The 21890-nt window shown below is 74.1% G+C and carries 17 protein-coding genes, 2 tRNA genes and 1 other RNA gene; 12 read left to right on the forward strand and 8 right to left on the reverse strand.

The genetic code is table 11. The annotated features are described in order from the left end of the window. The 3 genes from FE634_RS01675 (at position 1) to FE634_RS01685 (ending at position 7080) form a co-directional block, all read left to right on the forward strand. On the forward strand, positions 1 to 1455 hold the full coding sequence (locus FE634_RS01675) for a type VII secretion protein EccB (protein WP_148240283.1): 1455 nt from the start codon (positions 1 to 3) through the stop codon (positions 1453 to 1455). Further along, complete coding sequence (locus FE634_RS01680; RefSeq protein ID WP_138874902.1) at positions 1446 to 2789, forward strand: S8 family peptidase; 1344 nt, start codon at positions 1446 to 1448, stop codon at positions 2787 to 2789. The genes FE634_RS01675 and FE634_RS01680 overlap by 10 nt, the downstream gene beginning before the upstream one ends. Positions 2790 to 2988: 199 nt before the next feature. Further along, positions 2989 to 7080: an Ig-like domain-containing protein gene (locus tag FE634_RS01685; RefSeq protein ID WP_138874903.1), complete on the forward strand. Its 4092-nt coding sequence runs from the start codon at positions 2989 to 2991 to the stop codon at positions 7078 to 7080. An 80-nt stretch (positions 7081 to 7160) separates the two neighbouring features. On the opposite strand, the gene FE634_RS01690 is transcribed toward FE634_RS01685, so the two are convergent. Genes FE634_RS01690 through FE634_RS01700 form a run of 3 tightly spaced genes read right to left on the reverse strand, consistent with a single transcriptional unit; the run spans position 7161 to position 9703 of the window. Next, positions 7161 to 7352, reverse strand: coding sequence for a hypothetical protein (locus FE634_RS01690; RefSeq protein ID WP_138874904.1), 192 nt, complete (start codon positions 7350 to 7352; stop codon positions 7161 to 7163). A 48-nt stretch (positions 7353 to 7400) separates the two neighbouring features. Continuing rightward, positions 7401 to 8738, reverse strand: coding sequence for a bifunctional PIG-L family deacetylase/class I SAM-dependent methyltransferase (locus tag FE634_RS01695; RefSeq protein ID WP_187366800.1), 1338 nt, complete (start codon positions 8736 to 8738; stop codon positions 7401 to 7403). Then, positions 8735 to 9703: an acyl-CoA dehydrogenase family protein gene (locus tag FE634_RS01700; protein WP_262347541.1), complete on the reverse strand. Its 969-nt coding sequence runs from the start codon at positions 9701 to 9703 to the stop codon at positions 8735 to 8737. The genes FE634_RS01695 and FE634_RS01700 overlap by 4 nt, the downstream gene beginning before the upstream one ends. A gap of 224 nt (positions 9704 to 9927) precedes the next feature. On the opposite strand from FE634_RS01700, the gene FE634_RS20885 reads away from it, so the two are divergent. Then, entirely contained in the window at positions 9928 to 10095 is a 168-nt protein-coding gene (locus tag FE634_RS20885; RefSeq protein ID WP_187366801.1) for a hypothetical protein, read from the forward strand. A gap of 66 nt (positions 10096 to 10161) precedes the next feature. Here the strand turns inward: FE634_RS20885 and FE634_RS01705 are convergent. Continuing rightward, a tRNA-Ser gene (locus tag FE634_RS01705) sits at positions 10162 to 10249 on the reverse strand. A gap of 55 nt (positions 10250 to 10304) precedes the next feature. Between FE634_RS01705 and ffs the strand changes: the two genes are divergently transcribed. The 7 genes from ffs (at position 10305) to FE634_RS01740 (ending at position 16906) form a co-directional block, all read left to right on the forward strand. Further along, positions 10305 to 10395, forward strand: an RNA gene (gene ffs / locus FE634_RS01710) — signal recognition particle sRNA small type. Between the two features lie 99 nt (positions 10396 to 10494). After that, positions 10495 to 12687, forward strand: a complete 2193-nt coding sequence (locus FE634_RS01715) for a DNA polymerase III subunit gamma and tau (RefSeq protein ID WP_138874906.1) — start codon at positions 10495 to 10497, stop codon at positions 12685 to 12687. Between the two features lie 78 nt (positions 12688 to 12765). After that, positions 12766 to 13152 (forward strand): YbaB/EbfC family nucleoid-associated protein, encoded by a 387-nt coding sequence (locus FE634_RS01720; protein ID WP_138874907.1) that lies wholly within the window; start codon positions 12766 to 12768, stop codon positions 13150 to 13152. A 52-nt stretch (positions 13153 to 13204) separates the two neighbouring features. Further along, entirely contained in the window at positions 13205 to 13801 is a 597-nt protein-coding gene (gene recR, locus FE634_RS01725; protein ID WP_137295125.1) for a recombination mediator RecR, read from the forward strand. After that, positions 13798 to 14385: a DUF5063 domain-containing protein gene (locus FE634_RS01730; RefSeq protein ID WP_137295126.1), complete on the forward strand. Its 588-nt coding sequence runs from the start codon at positions 13798 to 13800 to the stop codon at positions 14383 to 14385. Before recR ends, FE634_RS01730 begins: the two co-directional genes overlap by 4 nt. 115 nt (positions 14386 to 14500) lie before the next feature. Then, on the forward strand, positions 14501 to 15784 hold the full coding sequence (locus FE634_RS01735) for an aspartate kinase (protein WP_137295127.1): 1284 nt from the start codon (positions 14501 to 14503) through the stop codon (positions 15782 to 15784). Between the two features lie 75 nt (positions 15785 to 15859). Continuing rightward, entirely contained in the window at positions 15860 to 16906 is a 1047-nt protein-coding gene (locus FE634_RS01740) for an aspartate-semialdehyde dehydrogenase (protein ID WP_138874908.1), read from the forward strand. Positions 16907 to 16934: 28 nt separating this feature from the next. Here FE634_RS01740 and FE634_RS20890 read toward each other — a convergent pair whose 3' ends face one another. From FE634_RS20890 to FE634_RS01760, 3 genes are all read right to left on the reverse strand, one after another. Further along, entirely contained in the window at positions 16935 to 17810 is an 876-nt protein-coding gene (locus FE634_RS20890; RefSeq protein WP_187366802.1) for a hypothetical protein, read from the reverse strand. A gap of 94 nt (positions 17811 to 17904) precedes the next feature. Then, a tRNA-Pro gene (locus tag FE634_RS01755) sits at positions 17905 to 17978 on the reverse strand. Positions 17979 to 18091: 113 nt separating this feature from the next. Then, complete coding sequence (locus FE634_RS01760) at positions 18092 to 19027, reverse strand: metallophosphoesterase (protein WP_138874910.1); 936 nt, start codon at positions 19025 to 19027, stop codon at positions 18092 to 18094. A 26-nt stretch (positions 19028 to 19053) separates the two neighbouring features. Here FE634_RS01760 and FE634_RS01765 point away from each other — a divergent pair, with 26 nt between their 5' ends. Then, positions 19054 to 19512 (forward strand): GatB/YqeY domain-containing protein, encoded by a 459-nt coding sequence (locus tag FE634_RS01765; RefSeq protein WP_138874911.1) that lies wholly within the window; start codon positions 19054 to 19056, stop codon positions 19510 to 19512. 59 nt (positions 19513 to 19571) lie between these two features. Here FE634_RS01765 and FE634_RS01770 read toward each other — a convergent pair whose 3' ends face one another. Further along, complete coding sequence (locus FE634_RS01770; RefSeq protein WP_148240285.1) at positions 19572 to 21782, reverse strand: transglycosylase domain-containing protein; 2211 nt, start codon at positions 21780 to 21782, stop codon at positions 19572 to 19574. Positions 21783 to 21890 lie beyond the last annotated feature (108 nt).

Raw genomic sequence — 21890 nt, forward strand, 5'->3', positions numbered from 1 at the left:
ATGGCCACCAAGAAGGACCTCGTCGAGGCCTACTCCTTCAGCCGGCGCCGCCTGGTCACCGCGTTCGTCTCGGGCGCGCCGGGCGGGCGCGAGGTCGAGCCCAACCGGCCCGGCCGCACCATCGTCGGCGGGCTCGCGCTCGCCCTGCTCATCGTCGCCGGCGGTGCCGTGCTCGGCGTGCTGAAGTCGCCGTCGACGGTCGAGTGGGACCGCGAGGCCCTGATCAGCGACAAGGACACCGGCGCCACCTACCTGCTGCTCCGGGGCAGCGACGAGGACACCGAGCTCCGTCCCCTCCAGAACATCACCTCGGCCATGCTCGTCCTCGGCTCCGACCTCGAGCTCGAGGAGGTGCGCGGCGACGAGTTCGAGCGCGACCGGGGCGCACCGATCGGCATCCTCGGGGCGCCGGCCAGCCCGCCGGAGGCCTCCAGCCTGATCCAGGACGGCTGGACGGCGTGCACCGGCGCCGGCGGCGGGTCCGGCATCAAGATCGACCTCGCCGAGCAGAGCTCGGTCGAGCTCACCCCCGACACCAGCTTCGTCGTGCGCACGCCCGAGGGGGCGGTCCACCTGATCGCGCAGTCGGCCGTCGGCGCCGAGCGCGGGGAGCGTGCCTACGTCTACCCGGTCCCGGGTGGCCCGATGCGCGACGCGATCCTCCAGGCCGTCGCGGGCACCGGCGCCGGCCCGGCCGCCGTCGAGGTCCCCGACTCCTTCATCACCCTGTTCCCGCAGGGACGCGCCCTCGAGCTCGCGACGTTCGGGCTGACCAGGGCCGACCTCACGACGCCGTGGGTCGACGCGGACCGAGTGCCGGAGGCGGCCGCCGCCAAGGCGGAGGTGGGCGACCTGCTCGTCGTGGGCGGCGACACCACCTACCTGCTGACCACCGACGGCACGCTCAAGCTCGACCCGTTCTCCCTCGCCGTCTACCGGCAGCTGCCGCGGCCGGCGAAGGACCCGCTCCAGGAGATCGACGTCGAGCAGTCACCGCCGGGGGCGCTGCCGAACTTCGCCGACGTCCAGGGCGCCAGCTGGCCGACCGACACCACCACGCTGCCCGCCCCGCGGCAGCTCTGCGCCCAGCTCGACGTGCCGGGCGGGCAGCCCGGCGTGCTGCTCGGCACGACCGCCGACGGCAGCCAGGCCTCGGCCGAGGACATCGCGCTCTCCGGCGTCGACGTGCGGGTCGACCCCGGGCACGGGGCGTTCGTCTGGGCCGGCGACTGGCTCGACGACGACTCCTCGGCCCCGGTGCTCGTCGACGACCGCGGCTACCAGAACCCGGTCGGCCCGGGAGAGGAGCAGGTCAACCTCGGCTACGGCGACGTCGACAGGGTCGTGGTGCCGCAGCAGTGGATCACCCTGCTCCGGCGCGGCGTGCCGCTGACCATCGACGCCGCGCGCTGCCCGCCGGCCTCCGGCGACCCGGGGCCGACGTCGTGCTCTTGAGAAGCACCGCGGCCCTCGTCGTCGTGACGCCCGTGGTGGCGCTGGGCGTGGCGCTCGGCCCGGCCGCGCCGGCGTCCGCCGACCCCGGCAGCGACTGCCGCGAGATCAACACCGCCGACACCACCAGCACCGCCGCCACCGACCCCAGCCTGCCGCTGGAGCGGCTCCGGATCGCCGAGGCGCAGGAGCTGGCCACGTCGATCAGCGGGCGGGCGCCGGGCGAGGGCGTCGGGGTGGCGGTGATCGACTCCGGCGTGGCCGACGTCCAGCGGGACGGGACCCCGGTGATCCCCCGGGTCCCACCCACGGCGCCGCGGACCGGCCGGCTGCCCGACCACGCCCGCACCGACGCCGTGGAGTCCTACCACGGCACCGCGATGGCCAGCGTGATCAACGGCCGCGAGGACGCCGAGTCCGGCCTGGTCGGGATCGCGCCGGCCGCCCGGGTCCACGACCTCCAGGTCTACGACACCGACGGCGACGACGACGACCTGAAGTCGCTGACCCTCGAGGGTGTCGTGGCCGGCCTCGAGGACGTAGTCGGCCTCGTCGGGCCGGGCCCCGACCAGGTGCAGATCGTCAACCTCTCCCTGAGCGTGCCGGAGGACACCGAGGCGCTCGACCGCGCCGTGCGCGCGGTCACCGACCGCGGCGCGATCGTGGTGGCCTCCTCGGGCAACCGGCCCACCGACGACGACCCGGGCAACCCGCTCGGTGCCTACGAGCCCGGCGAGGACAACGCCGACGACGTCTGGCCCGCGGGCTACGCCAAGGGCGACCGCAACCCCCTCGTCGTCGCCGTCGGCACCACCACCGACGCCGAGCTCGAGGACCCCTCCGACCCGCGCGGCGTGCTCAGCTCGGCCATCGACGTCGTCGTGCCCACCTACGGCGCGGTGGCCTACGCCGTGAACGGCAACACCTGCTCGCTCTCGGGGTCCTCGACGTCGGTGGCCGCAGCAGAGGTCTCCGGCGTGCTCGCGCTGCTGATGTCGGCCTACCCCGACGACACCCCCGAGCAGACGATCGCGCGTCTCGAGTCGACCGCGACGGGAGGCTCCCCACGCGGGGACGCCCCGCCGGACAAGGTGCTCGGCCGCGGCATCGTCCAGCCCGTCAACGCCCTCACCAGCCCGATCAGCCCCGGTCGCGACGGCGCCCTCCCGGCGAGCGGCACCCGCGAGCAGGCGGTGCCGCCGGCCCCGCTGCCGGTGCCGCGGCCCGACGTCCTCGCGGGCACCCGCCGCGACGCCGTGTGGTGGGGACTCGTGGGCGGCGGCACGCTGGTCGTCGCGATGCTGCTGCGCCCGGTGCTCTCGCGCCGTCGGCGCTGAGCACCGGGGACCCCCCGGTGCCGACACCTGACGCCAGCGTTAACGCACGGCGTCCAGGACGTCACCTGCGTTAACAGAGCGGGAGATCGGCGGTAACCGGACGTTCCTAGCGTCGGGGCGACGGAACGACCCTCGGCCGTCGCACACGACAGGAGACGCCGTGCAGGTCACCACCTCCACGCGCTGGCGCCGATGGGCCATGGTGCCGCTTCTCGCGGCCCTCGCCCTCCCAGCGGCAGCACCCACGCAGGCCTCGGCCGCCCCCACCGCCGCGCCGGCCGCCGCCGACGAGCCGGTCCTGCCCGACCCGATGGACCGGGGTGACCTGACCCCGCTGACCATCCAGGAGACGAGGCTGGGCACGGTGGCCCTGCAGGAGCCGGACTCCGGTGGTGCCGCGCCCGCCGTGGGGACGGCGTCCGCGCCCGAGGACATGGAGATCCGTGGCTCCCTGTACTACCCGGACCCCGCCGATCGCACCGAGCCCTCGCCGCTGATCGTGCTGGTGCACGGCAACCACGGCTCCTGCGACAGCCCCGCCGCGCAGAACGACACCGCGCTGCTCCGGTGCGGTCAGTTCAAGCGCAACGAGGCCGGCTACGCCTACCTGGGCGAGAACCTCGCGACCTGGGGCTACACCGTCTTCTCCCTGTCGCAGGACCAGCTGATGATGCGCCAGGACAACCCCAAGAGCAAGGGCATGCACCAGCGCCGGCTGCTGATCGCCGCGACCCTCGACGCGCTGAGCAAGGCCAACACGCCCACCGGCCTGGACGGCGTCGCCTCGGCCGACCTCGGCACCACCCTGTCCGGTCGCCTCGACCTCACCCGGATCGGCCTGATGGGCCACTCCCGCGGCGGCGACGCGGTCACCAGCTTCATGGACTACAACCGGATCCGCACCGACGGGCCGCGCTACCCGCTGCGCGGCGTGATCTCGCTGGCGCCCGTCGACTACGAGCGCAAGGCGCCGTACGGCACGCCGTACATGACGATCCTGCCGTTCTGCGACGGTGACGTCTCCAACCTGCAGGGCGCCCGGTTCTTCGAGCGCAGCCAGTACGTCGACGGCACCGACCCGTTCCCGCGGATCCAGTCCTCGCAGCTCGGCGCGATCCACAACTGGTACAACACCGTCTGGTACGCCGACGGCGGCGCGGACGGCCAGAACAACAACGACGCCGCCTGCGGCAACTCGACGCCGTTCTCGACGCCCACCGCGACCAACGTGCACCCGAACAACCTGCGGCTGAGCGGCGCCGCGAGCTACACCGACCCGGCGCAGAACTACGTCATCGACAACACAGCGACCTACGACCCCGAGGTCAACACCAAGATCTCCGGGGACCCCGAGCGGATGGGCGACCAGGAGAAGATCGGGCTGGCCACGATGGCGGCGTTCTTCCGCCGCTACGTCGGCGGCGAGGGTGCCTTCGAGCCGTACATGACCGGCGAGCTGTCCGACACCGAGTCCCACCTGCAGATCCCCGAGACGGCCTGCCCCACGAGCGAGTCCGGCACCCGGATCGGGTGCGAGGAGTACGTGTCGACCAGCTACTTCCCGCCCGCCGCGGAGCGCGTCGACCTGATCCGGCCGGAGATCGAGAACCCGCTGGGCCTGAACGCGCTCGGTGACACGCTGAGCGGCTCCGGGTTCGTGAACCCCTACCTCGACAACGGCGCGGTCTCCCCGCGCCCGCGGGCCACCGCCGGCGGCTACGACTGGTGCAACCCCGAGCCGGACGACTTCGCCCCGGCCCAGCTCGGCAAGGGCACCCAGCCGACCGCGGCCAAGCCCTGCCCGCTGCCCGGCAAGGCCGCGCTCGGCGGCCAGAACGGCATCCGCGAGAACGCCCCGGTCAACCACTCCTACGGGCGCCAGCTCGCCCTGGCGTGGGAGGCCGGCACCACGGCCGAGCTCACCGCCGAGATCCCGGCGGCGTCGAGCGACCTGAGCGGTCTCGAGGCCCTCGCGATGGGCGCGGACGTGAACTTCTTCGACCTCCGCAACCCCGGGGCCGACAACCGGGGCGACAGCACCCGCACCGGCACGAGCCCGGGCTGGGCCTACCCGAACGAGCTCCCGACGTCCTACGACCCGGCCTCGACGACCCAGGACTTCGTCATCGCCCTGACCGACACCGCGGGCAACGAGGGCACCGTCCACGCCGGTGACGAGCGCTGGGGCAACGCCCTGCACATGTCCACCGGCACGAACACGCCGAACACCCACATCGTCCTGGACCAGGTCCGCGTCCCGCTGAGCGAGTTCGCGGCGCAGGGCGTCGACCTCGGCTCGCTCGAGCGGGTGCAGCTGCGCTTCGGCGTGGACGGCACCCCGGCCTCCGGCTCGATCCAGCTGGCCGACGTCCGGTTCCAGGAGGCGGTCTCGGACGAGGCGATGGTGCTCTCCGACGGGACCGCGCTCGACCAGGGTGCCGGCTCCGGCCCCCCGGCCACCGGCCCCGACCCGGCCGCGGTGATGGCCGCCGTCGACGGCTCCGCCGGCAACGTGCGGCTCAAGGACACCGTCGCCGACCCGTACTCGAACACCGCCTGGGTGGTCGACGACGACGGGGCCCAGTGCCCCGCGGCGAGCTTCACCTCCATCCAGGACGCCGTGGACCACGCGGCGCCGTGGGACACGATCGTGGTCTGCGACGGCACCTACGAGGAGGCCTCGACCCCGGTCTCCGGCCCGGGCAACCCGGTCTCGACCGGCGCCCGCAACGGCCTGACGATCACCAAGCCGCTCAAGATCAAGGGCGCCGGCGCCGACCGGGTCACGATCATGCCGAAGCAGTCGATCGACTCGCTCGAGGGCCTCAAGCCGTACCTGCGCGACGGCGGCGGCAACGTGGTCACCGTGTCGCGCCAGTCCCTCGGCGCGACGGACACCAACGAGCTGTTCGTCGACATCTCCGGCGTCACGGTCACCTCCGGTGAGACCTGGGCCGAGGCCGGCATCGCCTACTTCGGTGCCGCCGGACGGGTCTCGCAGAGCGTGGTCGGCCCGCTGCGGGTCGCCGCGTCCGCCGCCGAGCTCGCCGACCACCCGCACGGCTGGGGCGTCGTCAAGACCGGGGTGATCCAGGGCTCCGGGACCGGCACGGTCGAGACCGAGCTCACCGTCGACGAGAGCCTCGTCACCGGCTACCAGACCGGCGGCATCCTGTTCGACGGCGCCAAGGGCGCCGACGGTGCGGCGGCGAACACCGTCCGCACCGGCATCGAGCAGCACGGCTACGTGACCGACACGGTCGTCCGCGGTCGCCCCAACGGCGTCGTCGCGCAGACCGGCGTGCGGTACACGAGCGGATCCGACGGCTTCGTGCGCACCAGTCGGATCACCGGGAACTACTTCCGGCCGGATCCCACCCGGTCCTACGGGATCCAGCTCACCGACGCCCGCACGGAGGTCGCCGGTGCCCTGACGGCGTCCGGTGTCGTCCTCACCGGCAACGGCTGGGCCATCCACAACGGCACCGCCGACGGCACCGCGGTCCGCACCGGTGCCCCGTTCGTGGCCGCGTCGAGCTACCTCGGGCCGGTGGCCCCGGTGGCCGGCGGCCCCGCCGACCCCGACACCGGCGCCGAGGCGATCTCCGGCTCCGGCTCGGTGACGCTGACCTCGCGGGTCTCGACCACGCCCGGCAGCGTGCCGACGACGTACGGCGCCGTGCCGGACGCGGCCCCGTCGGCGGCGGTCGTGGACCCCCTGGGCGGCTCGGTGGTGGCCGTCGGCGAGACGGTGACCCCGCTCGTCCGCGCTGCCGACGACGTCGCGATCACCTCGACGAGGCTCCTGGCGGACGGGGTCGCGGTGGGCACGTCCCGCCGGGCACCGCACGTCTTCCGCTGGACGCCGGCGGCCGGCGACGCCGGGAGCACCGTCACCCTCACCGCGGTCGCGACCGACTCGGCCGGCCAGGAGACGACCTCCGCGCCGCTCACGGTCACGGTCTCCGAGGTGCCGGTCGAGCCGCCGGCCCCGGTGCGGCCGACTGTCAGGATCACGGGCGTCTCGAAGGCCAGGAAGAAGGGCACCGCCGTCGTGCGGGCCACGGTCAGTGCCGCCGGCACGGTCCGGCTGAGCGGCGCCAGGGTGGCGACGTCCACCGCGACGACGACCGCGGCGGGCAGCGTGCGGCTCCCGGTGTCGGTGAAGCCCCGGTTCCGCGCGGCCCTGCGCCGCCAGGGCCGGCTCCCGGTGGTCGTCCGGGTCACCGTCACCTCGGCCGGCGGCACGGCGACCGTCACGCGGACCGTGGTGCTGGTGCGCAGGAGGTAGTGGTCCGACCAGGACCCGCTCGGGCCGGCTCGGGCCGGCCCGGGCCGGCCGGGTCGGCCCGAGCGCGGGTGCGAGCAGGCTCAGGCCTGCTCGGACGACGTGCGGGTCGGGCAGTCCGCGTTGGTGCAGACCCGCTCGTCGGGGGTCGAGTCGGCGTCACCGACGTAGCCGTCGGGGTCACCGACCGGCCCGCCGGGGTCGTCGACCCCGGTGCGCGCACGGAGCTCGACGGGCGAGCCGCAGACCGAGCAGGGGGCGTTGTCGACGTACATCGGTTCCTCCGGGGTTCGGTGGGGTCGAGCGGTGGGTCGAGCGGTGGGTCAGGCGGTCGGGTCGGGCATCGTGCCGGGCGCGGCGAGGACGACGACCTCGACGTCGCGGTCGACGTAGCGCGCGGCCACGGGCAGGGTCAGGCGCTCGAGCAGCAGGCGCTGGGCCCCGGGGCCGTCGAGGACCCAGCCGTCGACGTCGTGGCGCCAGTGGCACAGCACGACGACGCCGTCCTCGGCCACGGCGGCCGCCACGCGGTCGGCCACGGCCTCGACGTCGCGCGGGCTGAGGAAGTAGAGGACCTCCGACAGCACGACCAGGTCGAAGCGCCCCTGGGGCCAGCCCGCGGGCACGTCGGCCAGCACGGTGCGGACGCCGTCCAGGTCGCGCAGCCGGGCCTCGGCGCGGGCGAGCGCGGCCGGGCTGGAGTCGAGCGCGACCAGCGCGTCGCACCGCGGCGCGAGGGCGGCGGCGAGGGCGCCGGTCGAGCAGCCGACCTCGAGCGCGGCACCGAACCGCTCGCGCGGCAGCGCGGCGAGGACGAGGTCGCGCTTGCGGCGCTCGTACCAGCGGCGGTCGACGTCCCACGGCTCCTCGTGCTCGGCGTGCTCGCGGTCGAGGGCGTCGTCGACCGCCGGCTGCCGGACGAGGAGCTCGAGGTGGTCCTCGGCGGCGAAGTGGGCCAGGAGGTCGGGTCCCAGCAGCGTCTCGTCGCCCGGGGCGGGGGAGAGGGGCGCCACCTGGGTGCGGTGGCTGGCGATCGCCCGGGCCTTGCGGACGACGTCCTCGGGCTCGAGCCGGAGGGCCACCAGGTCGTTCCACGGGGCGGCGTCCGGGTCGCCCCAGTGCCAGAACCAGACCGGGTACTCCACCAGGTCGGCCCCGGTGCGGCGGGCGGCGGCCGCGGCGGCCCGGCCGGCCGCCTCGTGGTCGGGGTGGCCGTCGTGGCGCCAGGGCGCGACGAGCAGCGTGCGGCGGCCGTCGCCGACCTCCCGGACGAGACGGGTGGTGAGGTCGTCCTGGTGGGCCGCGAGGTCGCCGTCCTCGAGCCCCAGCAGGAGCGGGTCCTCGGTGGGACCGAGGGCGCGCCACGCGGCGCGCGACTCCTCGCCGCGCCGTCGGGCGAGCTCGGCCGGCGCGGTGGTGGGCGAGCGGGGGTGGCTGTGCTCGCCGGCGGTCGCGACGACCAGGGTGACGGCGATCCCCGTCCGGTGGGCCAGGGCGGTGAGGCCGCCGGCCCCGAGCGACTCGTCGTCGGGGTGGGCAGCCACGACGACGACGCGCGCGTGGGCGGTGAGGTCGAGCGGGGGCAGGGCGGCGCGCGCGGGGTGGGCGCGCCAGCGCGCGGCCGGGGTGCCGGCGCCGGCGTGGGTGAAGGCGGCGCTCACCACGCGCGGCCGTCGTCGGGCAGCCCGGTGACGGCGCCACCCAGGGCGGCGTCGTCGCGCTCGGCGTGGTGCTGGCGCACGTAGAGGTGCAGGTCGGCGACCGCGGCGGCGTGCGCCGGCTCACCGACGAGGGGGCCCGGCCCCAGGGCGTGGTCGCAGTGCCGCAGCACGGACTCGACGGCGTCGACCACGACGGCCCGCACGCGCAGCGCCAGGACGGCGCCGGCCGGCCCGTCGGCCCGGCCGGCGTCGACGTCGTCCGCAGCCTCCGCGAGGACGGCGCGCGCGGCGTGGAGCGTCCGGTCGACGGCGCCCAGGTGGGCGCGGCCGACCTGGTCGAGCTCGCGCTCGGCGGCCTGGCGCAGCAGCCGGCGGGCGACCCCGACCGCGCCGCCGTACCAGACCGCGGCGACGCCGATGCCGCCCCAGGCGAACCCGTGGCGGTCGAGGTACCAGCCGCGTCCGCCCACCGGCTCGGCCCGCACGCCGGCGAGGTGGATGGGGGTGCTGACGACCTCGGGCAGGCCGCGGGCGACCCACGTGCCGCCGCCCGTGGTGACCCCGGGGGCACGCAGGTCGACCGCGAAGAGGCCGCGGGCGTCGTCGTCGAGCCACGCCGTCACCAGGGCGTGGCTCAGCCGCCCCGCGAGCGAGCACCAGGGCTTCGTGCCGTCGAGGACCCAGCCGTCCGCCGTCTCGTGGGCCTCGAGCCGGACCCCGGGACCCTCGGCCGCGAACACACCCCAGCTGGTGCCGGCGGGCACGTCGCGCCCGTCGAGCTCGTCGAGGATCGCGACGGCGTCCAGGTGCGGCTCGAGGGCCCGGGCCGCCTGGAGGTCGGTGGCGGCGACGGTGGCCATGGCCTCCCACAGCCGACGGGTCGCGCCGCCGCCGGGCCGGGGGAGGCGGCCCGACCACGCGGCGGCGAGGTCGAGCGCGGCACCGACGTCGCGGCCGGCGGCCACGACGTCGTCGACGAGGCCCTCGAGGTCGGGGCCGTCGGCGGGGGCGGGCGGACGGAGTCGGACGACACCAGGAATGACGGACCTCGCGGGGGATCGGTGGACGGGTAGCCCACTGAAGCACCGGACGAGGTCCGCGACGCCCCCCGTCAGGGTGGGCGGTTGACAATGTGAGTAAAATCTATTGGAATACTACAGATAACCAACCGAACGAGTGGAGGTCCTCGATGGCGGAGCACGGGCGGGCATCGGCGGCGGCCGAGGAGAAGCGGCACCGGGACGCGATGCTCCGGCACGCGACCGGCGTCGGCCGGCTGCTGGAGAGGCGCGGCGACCTCGCCGGCGTCGTCGCCATGGCCGACCTGATCCACGAGTCGACGCGCTGGGCCGCCTGAGACCCGCCCCGGACACGGCAACGGGCGCCGGCCTCGACGTGGTGTCGGGGCCGGCGCCCGTGCTGGTGGCGGAGGATAGGGGATTCGAACCCCTGAGGGCGTTAACCCAACCCGCTTTCCAAGCGAGCGCCATAGGCCACTAGGCGAATCCTCCGCGGGGGACACTACCCGTCGGGTCGCCGCGACGACCAATCGCCTATGCTCGGGGCAACCCCCCGTGCGGCGGCACCTCGCCCAACTCCCCCAGGGCCGGAAGGCAGCAAGGGTAAGTGAGCTCTGCTGGGTGCACGGGGGGCCTCTCGTCCTGCCAGGGCCTCGGCCCGGCCGGCTCCGGCGCCCGGTGGCGCCGGTCTCGGTGCGCCCGGTCGGCTGTCGGTGCCGGTCGTTAGGGTCGGGACCGTGGAATCGCCGCTCGCGCTCTATCGCCGCTACCGGCCCGAGACCTTCGCGGAGGTCATCGGGCAGGAGCACGTGACCGAGCCCCTGCGCGCGGCCCTGGGCAACAACCGCGTCAACCACGCCTACCTCTTCTCGGGCCCGCGCGGCTGCGGCAAGACGACGTCGGCGCGGATCCTGGCCCGGGCGCTCAACTGCGAGCTCGCCCCGGTGGCCGACCCGTGCGGTGAGTGCGACAGCTGCCGCGACCTCGCCCGCACCGGTCCGGGCTCGATCGACGTCATCGAGATCGACGCCGCCTCCCACGGTGGCGTCGACGACGCGCGTGACCTGCGGGAGAAGGCCTTCTTCGCGCCGGTCCGCTCGCGCTACAAGGTCTACATCATCGACGAGGCCCACATGGTCACCACGCAGGGCTTCAACGCCCTGCTCAAGCTCGTCGAGGAGCCGCCGCCGCACCTGCGGTTCATCTTCGCCACCACCGAGCCGGAGAAGGTCATCCCGACCATCCGCTCGCGCACCCACCACTACCCGTTCCGGCTGATCCCCCCGCGGCTGCTCTCGAGCTACCTCACCGAGCTGTGCGAGAAGGAGGGCGTGGCCATCGAGCCGGCCGCGCTGCCGCTCGTCGTCCGGGCCGGGGCCGGGTCGGCCCGCGACACGCTGTCGGTGCTCGACCAGCTGCTCGGCGGCGCCGGTGCCGCCGGCGTCACCCACGAGCTGGCCAGCGGCCTGCTCGGCTACACCCCCGACACCCTGCTCGACGAGGTCGTCGACGCCTTCGCCGCCGGCGACGGTGCGTCGGTCTTCGGTGTCGTCGACAAGGTGATCGAGACCGGCCAGGACCCGCGCCGCTTCACCGAGGACCTCCTGCGCCGCCTGCGCGACCTGGTGATCATCGCCGCGGTGCCCGACGCCCCCGCCACCGGGCTGATCGACGTCTCGGCCGACCAGGGTGAGCGGCTGGTCGCGCAGGCGTCGCGGTTCGGGCGCTCCGACCTCAGCCGGGCCGCCGACCTCGTCGCGGTCGGCCTCACCGAGATGCGCGGGGCCACCGCGCCGCGGCTGCTGCTCGAGCTCATCTGCGCGCGGGTGCTGCTGCCTGGCGCCGACCACTCGACCCACGGCGTCCAGGCCCGCCTCGACCGCCTCGAGCGGCGGGCCGCCATCACCGCCCCGGCCGAGGAGCGGCCGGTCCCCGAGATCGTGCCGAGCCTGCGCGCCCCCGCACCGCGCGAGCCGGTGCCCGAGCCGATCGCCGCGCCGGCCCCGCCGCCCGAGCCGCTGCCCACGCCGCCCCCGGTGTCCGAGCCGTCCGAGCCGCTGCCCACGCCGCCGCCGGTGTCCGACCCGACGCCCTGGCCGACGCCGCCCCCGGCGTCCGAGCCGGCCCAGCCCGAGCCCGCCGCTCCCGAGCCGACGCAGCCGGAGCCCGAGCCGGCCCGGCCCGAGCCGGCAGCACCGGCTCGGCCCGCGCCCGTGCCGCCGGCGCCCGAGCCGGCCCCCGAGCCGCAGCGCGCCGCGTCGGCGCCGGAGCCGGCCGCCGCGCCGCCGGGGCTGTCCCTGGTCGACGTCCGCCGGCTGTGGCCCGACATCATCGAGGCCACCAAGCAGCGTCGCCGGATCACCTGGATCCACCTGTCCCAGAACGCCCAGGTGGTCGCCGTCGGCGAGAAGACCCTGACCCTGGGTTTTGCCAACGGCGGCGCCCGCGACTCCTTCGAGTCCGGCGGGAGCCCCGAGATCGTCCGGCAGGCCGTCATCGACGTCATCGGGGCCGACTACCGGATCGAGACGATCATCGACCCGGGCGCCGACGCCACCGCCGCGCCGCCGCCGGCTGCGGCACCCGACCGGCTGCCCGAGCAGCCCGGCCCGGCCGCCACCCCGCCGGAGCCCGCGCCGGCGGCCCCCCCGACCCGTCCCGAGTCGGCCGGTCCGTCGTCCGCGCCGCCCGACGAGCCGCCGCCGTGGGCCGTCGACGAGCCCGAGCCCGACCCGTCGGGCCCGCCGCCGGTCAGCGGCCGGGAGGCCCTGCGGCAGGTCCGCGCGCCGGCCCCGCAGGAGCCGACCCGCGACCCCGACGCCGACGCCAGCCCCGACGACCTCGACGCCGACCACGAGCAGATCGGCACCGACGACCTGCTCGCCCGCGAGCTCGGCGCCCAGGTGATCGAGGAGATCCCGCACCAGTAGCGCCAGACGCGCGACCGGTAGACCTGTGAGCAACAGACCCACCACCAGCAGACCGACGACCAGCGAGGGACCCACACGATGACCGACAACCCGTTCGGCGGCTCCGGCGGCTTCGACATGAACGCCCTGCTCGAGCAGGCCCAGCAGATGCAGGCCCAGCTGATGCAGGCCCAGGAGCGCCTGGCCGAGACCGTGGTGGAGGGCAGCGTCGCGGGCGTGACCGTGAAGGTCAGCGGCACCGGCGACCTGCTGGGCATCGACATCGCGCCCGGCTCGGTCGACGGCGACGACGCCGAGTCGCTCACCGACCTGGGCGACGTGATCGTCGCGGCCTACCGCGACGCCAAGGGCCGCGCCGACGAGGCCGCCGCGACGGCGATGGGCCCCCTGGCCGCCGGTGGTGGCCTGCCGGGGATGCCCGACCTGGGGCAGCCGGGCGGCGGGTCCGGCCAGCTCGGTTTCTGACCCCCGGCGGGGGGTGGACCGCGTTGTCGGTCCGCCCACCTAGGCTGCACCCGTGTACGAAGGCGTGGTCCAGGACCTCATCGACGAGCTCGGGCGGCTGCCCGGGGTCGGACCCAAGAGCGCCCAGCGGATCGCGTTCCACCTGCTGCAGGCCGACCCGGTCGACGTGCGCCGGCTCTCCGACGTCCTCGTCGAGGTGAAGGCGAAGGTCCGCTTCTGCGCGACCTGCTTCAACGTCTCCGAGTCCGAGCACTGCCGCATCTGCACCGACCCGCGCCGCGACCCGACCGTGCTCTGCGTGGTCGAGGAGTACAAGGACGTCGTCGCCATCGAGCGCACCCGGGAGTTCCGGGGGCGCTACCACGTGCTCGGCGGTGCGATCTCGCCGATCGACGGCGTCGGGCCCGACCAGCTCCGCATCCGCGAGCTGATGACCCGGCTCGCCGACGGCGAGCTCACCGAGATCATCCTCGCGACCGACCCCAACCTCGAGGGCGAGGCGACCGCGACCTACCTCACCCGGCTGCTGCGTCCGCTGGGGTTGCGTGTCACCCGGCTGGCCAGTGGACTGCCGGTGGGCGGAGACCTCGAGTACGCAGACGAAGTGACCCTCGGACGAGCATTCGTAGGAAGGCAGGCAGCGCCATGACGCAGCCCGGCAACGACCCCACCATCGACGGCGAGATCGAGGACTTCGCCCAGCAGATCGCCGACTCCGTGTCGAGCTTCCTGCTGGCGCTGCGCGCGATCGCCCGGGAGGCCGACGGCAGCCGCGCCATCTCGCTGCTGCTGCTCGAGATCAGCCAGGTGCTCCTGGCCGGGGCCCGGCTCGGCGTCCAGCGTGACTTCACGCCGCGCGCGGAGTACCAGCCCGACGTCGGTCCGGAGGCCGACGTCGACGACATGCGGCTGCGGCTGGCCGAGATGCTCGGCAACGTCGACACCTACGCCCTCGTCTTCGACCCCTACGTGCCCGAGCTCGTCGCGAGCCAGCTCTCCGACGACCTCGCCAGCATCGCCACCGACCTCGAGAACGGGCTGCGGCACTTCCGCTCCGGCCACGTCGACGAGGCGCTGTGGTGGTGGCAGTTCTCCTACGTCTCCTCGTGGGGCAACCTGGCCGGCGCCGCCCTGAACGCGCTGCTGTCGGTGGTCGCCCACGACCGCCTCGACGTCGACAACGACTCCGAGCACGAGCTGCTCGAGGTGGTCGAGGCGGTCCTCGAGCAGTAGCCGCCGCACCGCGCGGCCGGCCCGGCGTCCACCGATGGACAGGACGCCGGGGTCGAGGGGCGCGGGCACCTAGAATCGGGTCCGGAAGAGGTCCTCGACAACAGGAGTGAGCCCGGTGGGCATTGTCGTGCAGAAGTACGGCGGATCGTCGGTCGCCGACGGCGAGGCGATCAAGCGGGTCGCGCGACGGATCGTCGAGGCCAAGCGCGACGGCAACGACGTCGTCGTCGCCGTGTCCGCGATGGGCGACAGCACCGACGAGCTGCTCGGTCTCGCCAGCCAGGTCAGCCCGCTGCCGCCGGCCCGCGAGCTCGACATGCTGCTGACGGCCGGCGAGCGGATCTCGATGGCGCTGGTTGCGATGGCCATCTCCGACCTCGGGTTCAGCGCACGCTCCTTCACCGGCTCCCAGGCCGGCGTCATCACCGACTCGGTGCACGGCAAGGCCAAGATCATCGACGTCACGCCGGGGCGGATCCAGTCCGCGATCGACGAGGGCCACATCGTCATCGTCGCCGGGTTCCAGGGCGTCTCCCAGGACACCAAGGAGATCACCACGCTCGGGCGCGGCGGCACCGACACCACCGCGGTCGCGCTCGCGGCCGCGCTGGACGCCGACGTCTGCGAGATCTACACCGACGTCGACGGCGTCTTCACCGCCGACCCCCGCATCGTCCCGACGGCCCGCAAGCTCGACACGGTCACCTACGAGGAGATGCTCGAGCTCGCCGCGTGCGGCGCGAAGATCCTCCACCTGCGGTGCGTGGAGTACGCGCGCCGCTACGACATCCCGATCCACGTCCGGTCGTCGTTCAGCCACCTCGAGGGCACCATCGTCCGCGGCAGCATCGACGACCAGGCACACCAGGAGAGCACCATGGAAGCAGCGATCATCGCCGGCGTCGCCCACGACCGCAGCGAGGCCAAGATCACCGTCGTCGGCGTGCCCGACAAGGTCGGGGAGGCCGCGCGGATCTTCACCGCGCTCGCCGACGCCCAGATCAACCTCGACATGATCGTCCAGAACGTCTCGGCGGCCGCGACCAACCTCACCGACATCTCCTTCACGCTGCCCCGCAGCGACGGCGCCGTCGCGATGGCGGCCCTCGACGCGCTGCAGGACGAGGTCGGCTTCGAGTCCCTCCAGTACGACGAGACGATCGGCAAGGTCTCCCTCATCGGCGCCGGGATGCGCTCGCACCCGGGCGTGACCGCCAAGTTCTTCGCCTCGATCGCCGAGGCCGGCGTCAACATCGGGATGATCTCGACCTCGGAGATCCGGATCTCGGTCGTGGTCAGCGAGATCGACGTCGACGCGGCCGTCGCGGCCACCCACACGGCCTTCGACCTCGACGCCGACGAGGTCGAGGCCGTCGTCTACGGCGGCACGGGCCGCTGATGCGGCCCGCCGGGTCCCTCCTCCTCCTGCTCCACCCCGCGGCCGACGCCGCGGGGACCCGAAAGGACAACTGACATGGCCGTGAACATCGGCATCGTCGGCGCCACCGGCCAGGTGGGCGTCGCCATGCGCCAGATCCTCGAGCAGCGGGCCTTCCCTGCCGACGGGGTCCGCTTCTTCGCCTCGGCCCGCTCGGCCGGCACCGTGCTGCCGTTCGCGGGTCGCGAGATCACCGTCGAGGACGCCGCCACGGCCGACCCGACCGGGCTCGACATCGCGCTCTTCTCCGCCGGCGCCACCACGTCGCGGGCCCACGCCGACCGCTTCGCCGCCGCCGGCGTGGTCGTCGTCGACAACTCCTCGGCGTTCCGGATGGACCCCGACGTCCCGCTGGTGGTCTCCGAGGTCAACCCGGGCGACCTCGCCCTGGCGACCGGGCCCGGTGGCCGCGGCATCGTCGCGAACCCGAACTGCACGACCATGGCCGCGATGCCGGTCCTCAAGCCCCTGCACGACGACGCCGGGCTGGTGCGCCTGATCGCCTCGACCTACCAGGCCGTCTCCGGGTCCGGGGTCGCCGGCGTCGAGGAGCTCGCCTCCCAGGTCGCCGCCGGCGGCGACAAGGCCCGTGAGCTCGCCTACGACGGCGCCGCGGTGGCCTTCCCCGAGCCGGGCAAGTACGCGCGCACGATCGCCTACAACGTGCTGCCGCTGGCCGGGTCGATCGTCGACGACGGCCTCTTCGAGACCGACGAGGAGCAGAAGCTCCGCAACGAGTCGCGCAAGATCCTCGGCCTGCCCGACCTGCGCGTCTCGGGCATCTGCGTGCGGGTGCCCGTCTTCACCGGTCACTCGCTGGCGATCAACGCCGAGTTCGAGCGGCCGATGCCGGTCGAGCGGGCCCGCGAGCTGCTCGGTGCCGCCGCCGGGGTCGAGCTGAGCGACATCCCGACGCCGCTGCAGGCCGCCGGGCAGGACCCGTCCTACGTCGGCCGGATCCGCCAGGACCCGGGCGTCGACGGCGCGCGCGGTCTCGCCCTGTTCATCTCCAACGACAACCTGCGCAAGGGCGCCGCCCTCAACACCGTGCAGATCGCCGAGCTGCTCGCCGCGACCCGGTAGGCGCCCTGCCCGGCCGGCGGGCCGGGGCTCAGGTGTCGGAGTCGACGAACGTCGTGGTGACCCACCACGAGAGGCCGTAGGCGAGCGCGCCGAGCACCGGGACCACCACCAGCATCGCCCTCGACCCGAGGACGTCGACGAGCACGAGCAGCGTGACGACGCCGACCAGGCAGACGGCCAGGAAGCTCGTCGCCCCGGGGTCGGGCACCTGCACGACGCGCAGCAGCACGCTGCCGGCCGTGATCGCCAGGGCCAGGATGACCACGAGCCCGGCCATGCCGAGGCCGGTGCCGCAGGACGACGTCCCGCGGACGGCGTCGCAGCCGGCCGTGCCGAGCAGGGTCAGGACCACCAGGACCGCGCCCACGACCGCGCCCACCGCCAGCGCGGCGGGGAGGCCGGTCAGGGGTGGTGCGGGACGCTCACGGGCCGGTTCCGGGCCGGACGCGCGCTCCTCGACGACGGTGTTGCCGTCGTCTGGGCCGGCCGCGGCACCGGTCGCTGCCCTGCTCGCGGCGGAGGGTGCGGGGTTCGGGGAGGCAGGACGGCGCCCGGGCCGCGGCAGCCGCAGCCCGCGGGCGGTCGCCGGGTCCGCGTCGGGGGAGTCGCTGCCGACGTCCGCGAACACCGGGTCGGGCTCGGGGACGGGCTCCGGCGCAGGGATCGGCTCGGGTTCCGGGACCGGTGTGGGCTCCGGGACCGGCTCGGGCTCGGGGACCGGCTCGGGCTCGGGGACCGGTGCGGGTTCGGGGACCGGCACGGGCTCCGGCTCCGGCACGACCGTGGCCTCGACGGGGGCCGGCTCGGGCGCCGGGCGGGCTCGCGGCCGCTTCCTGCGACCGAGGAGCCGCGGGGGCTCCAGGCTCGGACGTCCCGCGTCCGAGGGGGTCTCCTCGTCTGGCATGCCGGTCAGTGTGGCACGGGGGCGGTGCCCCGGAGACGGCTCGACCCCGGTTCGAGGAGGTTCTCCTCGACCGGGGTCTCGCGTGGTGAAGGGGTCGGGCTGACAGGATTTGAACCTGCGGCCTCTTCGTCCCGAACGAAGCGCGCTACCAAGCTGCGCCACAGCCCGATGTGCACCGACCGAGATCGGCTCACAAACATCGGAGCATACCGGAGCCGGTGCCGCGCTCCCCAATCGGCCCCGCGGCTCGGGCTGGAGCCACGCCGTGGGCTCGCGCCCGCTCAGCCCGCGGCGGGCGTCAGGGTGAGCAGGGTGGCCTCCGGACGGCACGCGACCCGGATCCGGGCGTACGGGCTGGTGCCCAGTCCGGCCGAGACGTGGAGCCAGGCCGAGCCGGCGTCGCCGGGCCGGGAGTCGGCGGGGTGCCGGTGCAGGCCGCGGGCCCGCGCGGGGTCGAGGTCGCAGTTGGTGGTGAGCGCGCGGGCGCCGCCGGGCCGGGGCAGGCAGACCTGGCCGCCGTGCGTGTGCCCGGCCAGGACGGCGTCGTAGCCGTCGGCGGCGTACTGGTCGAGCACCCGCAGGTACGGCGCGTGGGCGACGCCCAGCCGGACGTCGGCGTCCGGGTCGGCGGGTCCCGCGACCTCGTCGAGCCGGTCGTAGTCGAGGTGGGGGTCGTCGACCCCGGCCAGGGCGAGGGTGAGGTCGCGGACCCGGATGGAGCCGGTGCGGTTGGTCAGGTCGCTCCAGCCGGCGTCGGTGAAGCGTCGGGAGAGCTCGCGCCACGGGAGCTCCGGGCTGGTGACGTGGCGGGTGCCGTCGTCGGGGAGCAGGTAGCGGATCGGGTTGCGCAGGGTCGGCTCGAAGTAGTCGTTGGACCCGTGCACGAAGACGCCGGGGACGTCGAGCAGCGGGCCGAGCGCGTCGCACACGACGGGGACGGCGTCACGGTGCGCGAGGTTGTCACCGGTGTCGACGACCAGGTCGGGCTCCAGGTCGGCGAGGCCGCGGACCCAGTCCTGCTTGCGCCGCTGACCGGGCGTGAGGTGCAGGTCGCTGAGGTGCAGGACGCGCAGCGGCGCCGCTCCCGGCGGCAGCAACGGCACCTCGACCCTGCGCAGCGTGTACTGCCGGGCCTCGTGGACGGCGTACGCCGTGACCGCGGCACCGGCCAGCGCGCCGGCACCGACCGTCCGGCTCAGAATGCCCGCGAGACCCATGGGGTCAGGCTGCCACAATGGCGATCATGGCCACTCTGAAGGACCAGCTCCGCGCCGACCTGACCACCGCGATCAAGGCGCGTGACGCCGTGCGCTCCTCGACCCTGCGGATGGTGCTCACCGCCATCACCAACGCCGAGGTGGCCGGCAAGGAGGCTCGGGAGCTCAGCGACGAGGACGTCGTCGGCGTCCTGACCAGCGAGGCCAAGAAGCGCCGTGAGGCCGCCACCGCCTTCGACGACGGCGGGCGGGCCGAGAGCGCCGCGAAGGAGCGGGCCGAGGCCGAGGTGATCGCGGTCTACCTGCCCGAGCAGCTCTCGGCCGAGGAGGTCGCCGACATCGTCACCGCCGCCGTCGCCCAGGTGGGCGCGGCCGGGGAGGGGATGCGGGCCATGGGCAAGGTGATGGGCGTCGTCCAGCCGCAGGTCAAGGGTCGCGCCGACGGCGGCGCGGTCGCCGCCGAGGTGCGCCGCCAGCTCGCCTGAGCGCTGACCCGTCAGTGATCACTGACGGGTCAGCGGATTCTCGGGGTTTGGGGGGCGGGTCAGCGCCCGCGGCCGCCGCCACGTCCGCCGCGGCCGTCGCCGCGTCCGCCACCGCTCGGGCTCGGCGGCGGGGGCACGTAGACGCTCTCGTTGCCGGCGCCGGGCACGGAGCTGGGGTAGACGAACTGCTCGTTGGGCAGGTCGTCGTCGATGACCTTCATCGCGTCGCCCCAGATCGGGGCGGCCAGGCCGGACCCGGACGCGCTGACCTGGACGCCGTTGATGGTGAGGCCGTCGAGGCCGATCGGGGTGCCGAACTCGTTGGCGCCGGCGACCATCGCGGCGGTCGCCATGTTGGGCGTGTAGCCGACGAACCACACCGAGGGCGACTTGCCCGAGCCGCCGGTGGTGCCGGTCTTGCCGGCGGCCGGCTGGTCGAGGGCCTGGGCGGAGGCGAAGCCGCCGTTGATGACGCCCTCGAGGACGTCGTTGACGGCGTCGGCCGTGGTCTTCGACATCACCTGGGTGCAGCGCGCGGGGTACTTCTTGAGCACCTTGCCGTTGGCGTCGGACAGCGACGTGACCGGCTGGGAGTCGCAGTGCTCACCGCGGGCGGCGAAGGTCGCGTACGCCTCGGCCATCTCCAGCGGGCTCACGTCGGCGACACCCAGGGTGAAGAACGGCACCCGCTCGGGCGAGACGACGAAGTTGCCGTCCTTGTTCTTCTGGCCCTCGGGGCTGGTCAGGTCGACCCCCATCGACTTGGCGAGCTCGTAGGGCTTGCAGATGCCGGTCTCCTTCTCCAGGTTGAGGAAGAAGGTGTTGATCGAGTTGCGGGTGCCGGTGTACAGGTTCTCGGAGCCGGTGTTGGAGGACACCGAGTTGCCGATCGGGAACTCGCCGTAGCCGTAGGGCTCGCCGCCGCAGTTCTCGTAGTCCTCCTCCTGCATGATCGCCGTGGCCGGCGCGGGGAGGGTCTCGTCGAGCGGGGTGCCCTCCTCGATCGCCGTGGCGAGCACGAAGGCCTTGAACGTCGACCCGGCCTGGAAGCCGTTCGAGTCGCCGTACTGCGAGGGCACGACGTAGTTGAGGTAGGTCTGGCCCCGCTCCTTGTCGCCCCCCATCGGCCGGCTCTGCGCGAGGCCGCGAACCGCGCCGGTGCCCGGCTCGACCATCGCGAGCGCGCCGATGGCCTGGTCGGTCGCGCGCACGCGGCCCTCGACGGCCTTGTCGGCGGCGGCCTGGACCTTGAGGTCGACGGTGGTGCGGATGGTCAGGCCGCCGGTGCGCAGCAGCCGCCAGCGCTCCGCCTCGGTCCGGCCCAGCGACTCGTCCTTCTTCAGGTACTCCAGCACGTAGCTGCAGAAGAACGCCGCCTCGCTGGCGAGGCAGCCGTTGTTCATGGTCTGCGTGCGCAGCTGCAGCTTGGAGGCCTTGGTCTTGTCGGCCCGCTTCTGCGGGATGACGCTGAGCTGGGCCATCCGGTCGAGCACCACGTCGCGCCGGGTGAGGGCGCGCTCCGGGTGGTTGGTGGGGTCGAAGGCCGACGGGTTCTGCACCAGGCCGGCGAGGATCGCGGACTGGTTCAGGTTGAGCTTCTTGGCGCTGGTGCCGAAGTAGCGCTGCGCGGCGGTCTCGACGCCGTAGGTGCCGGCACCGAAGTAGACGGTGTTGAGGTAGCGCTCGAGGATCCAGTCCTTGGACTGCTTCTTCTCCATCGCGATCGCGTAGCGCAGCTCGTTGAGCTTGCGGGCGTAGGTGTCGTCGGTGACCGCCGCCTTCTCCTCCTTGGTCTTCGCCTGCGCGAGGAGGGTCTGCTTGACCAGCTGCTGGGTGATCGTCGAGCCACCCTGGACGACGCCGCCGGCGCCGACGTTGGTGGCGAGCGCGCGCAGCGTGCCCTTGAGGTCGAGGGCGCCGTGCTGGTAGAAGCGGTAGTCCTCGATCGCCAGCAGCGCCTTGATCATCATCGGCGAGATCCGCTCGAGGGGCACGACCGTGCGGTTGGCGTCGGGCTTGAAGACCGTGGCGATCACGTTGCCGTCGGAGTCGAGGATGGTCGACTTCTGCGGCAGCGCGACCTCGTCGAGCTCCTTCGGGAGGTTGTCCATCGTCTCGGCGGTGTTGCGCGTGGCGAAGCCGAGGACGCCCGCGAACGGGATCGCGAGGCCGGAGACGACGACGCCGAGCACCGCGGCGACGACGACCATCACCCCGAGGTGGGACAGCACCGTCGTGGGACGAGGGCGTTCGGACTTGGGTCGAGACACGGCTACGAGAGTACGTGAGGGGGCGGCACCGCGCCGATTTCCTCGAGGCCGGGGACCACCCCAGTGCCACCCTGGTCACTCCGGACTAGTCATTTCGGACTAGACAAG

Source organism: Nocardioides sp. S-1144 (assembly GCF_005954645.2).
Lineage (GTDB): Bacteria > Actinomycetota > Actinomycetes > Propionibacteriales > Nocardioidaceae > Nocardioides > Nocardioides dongxiaopingii.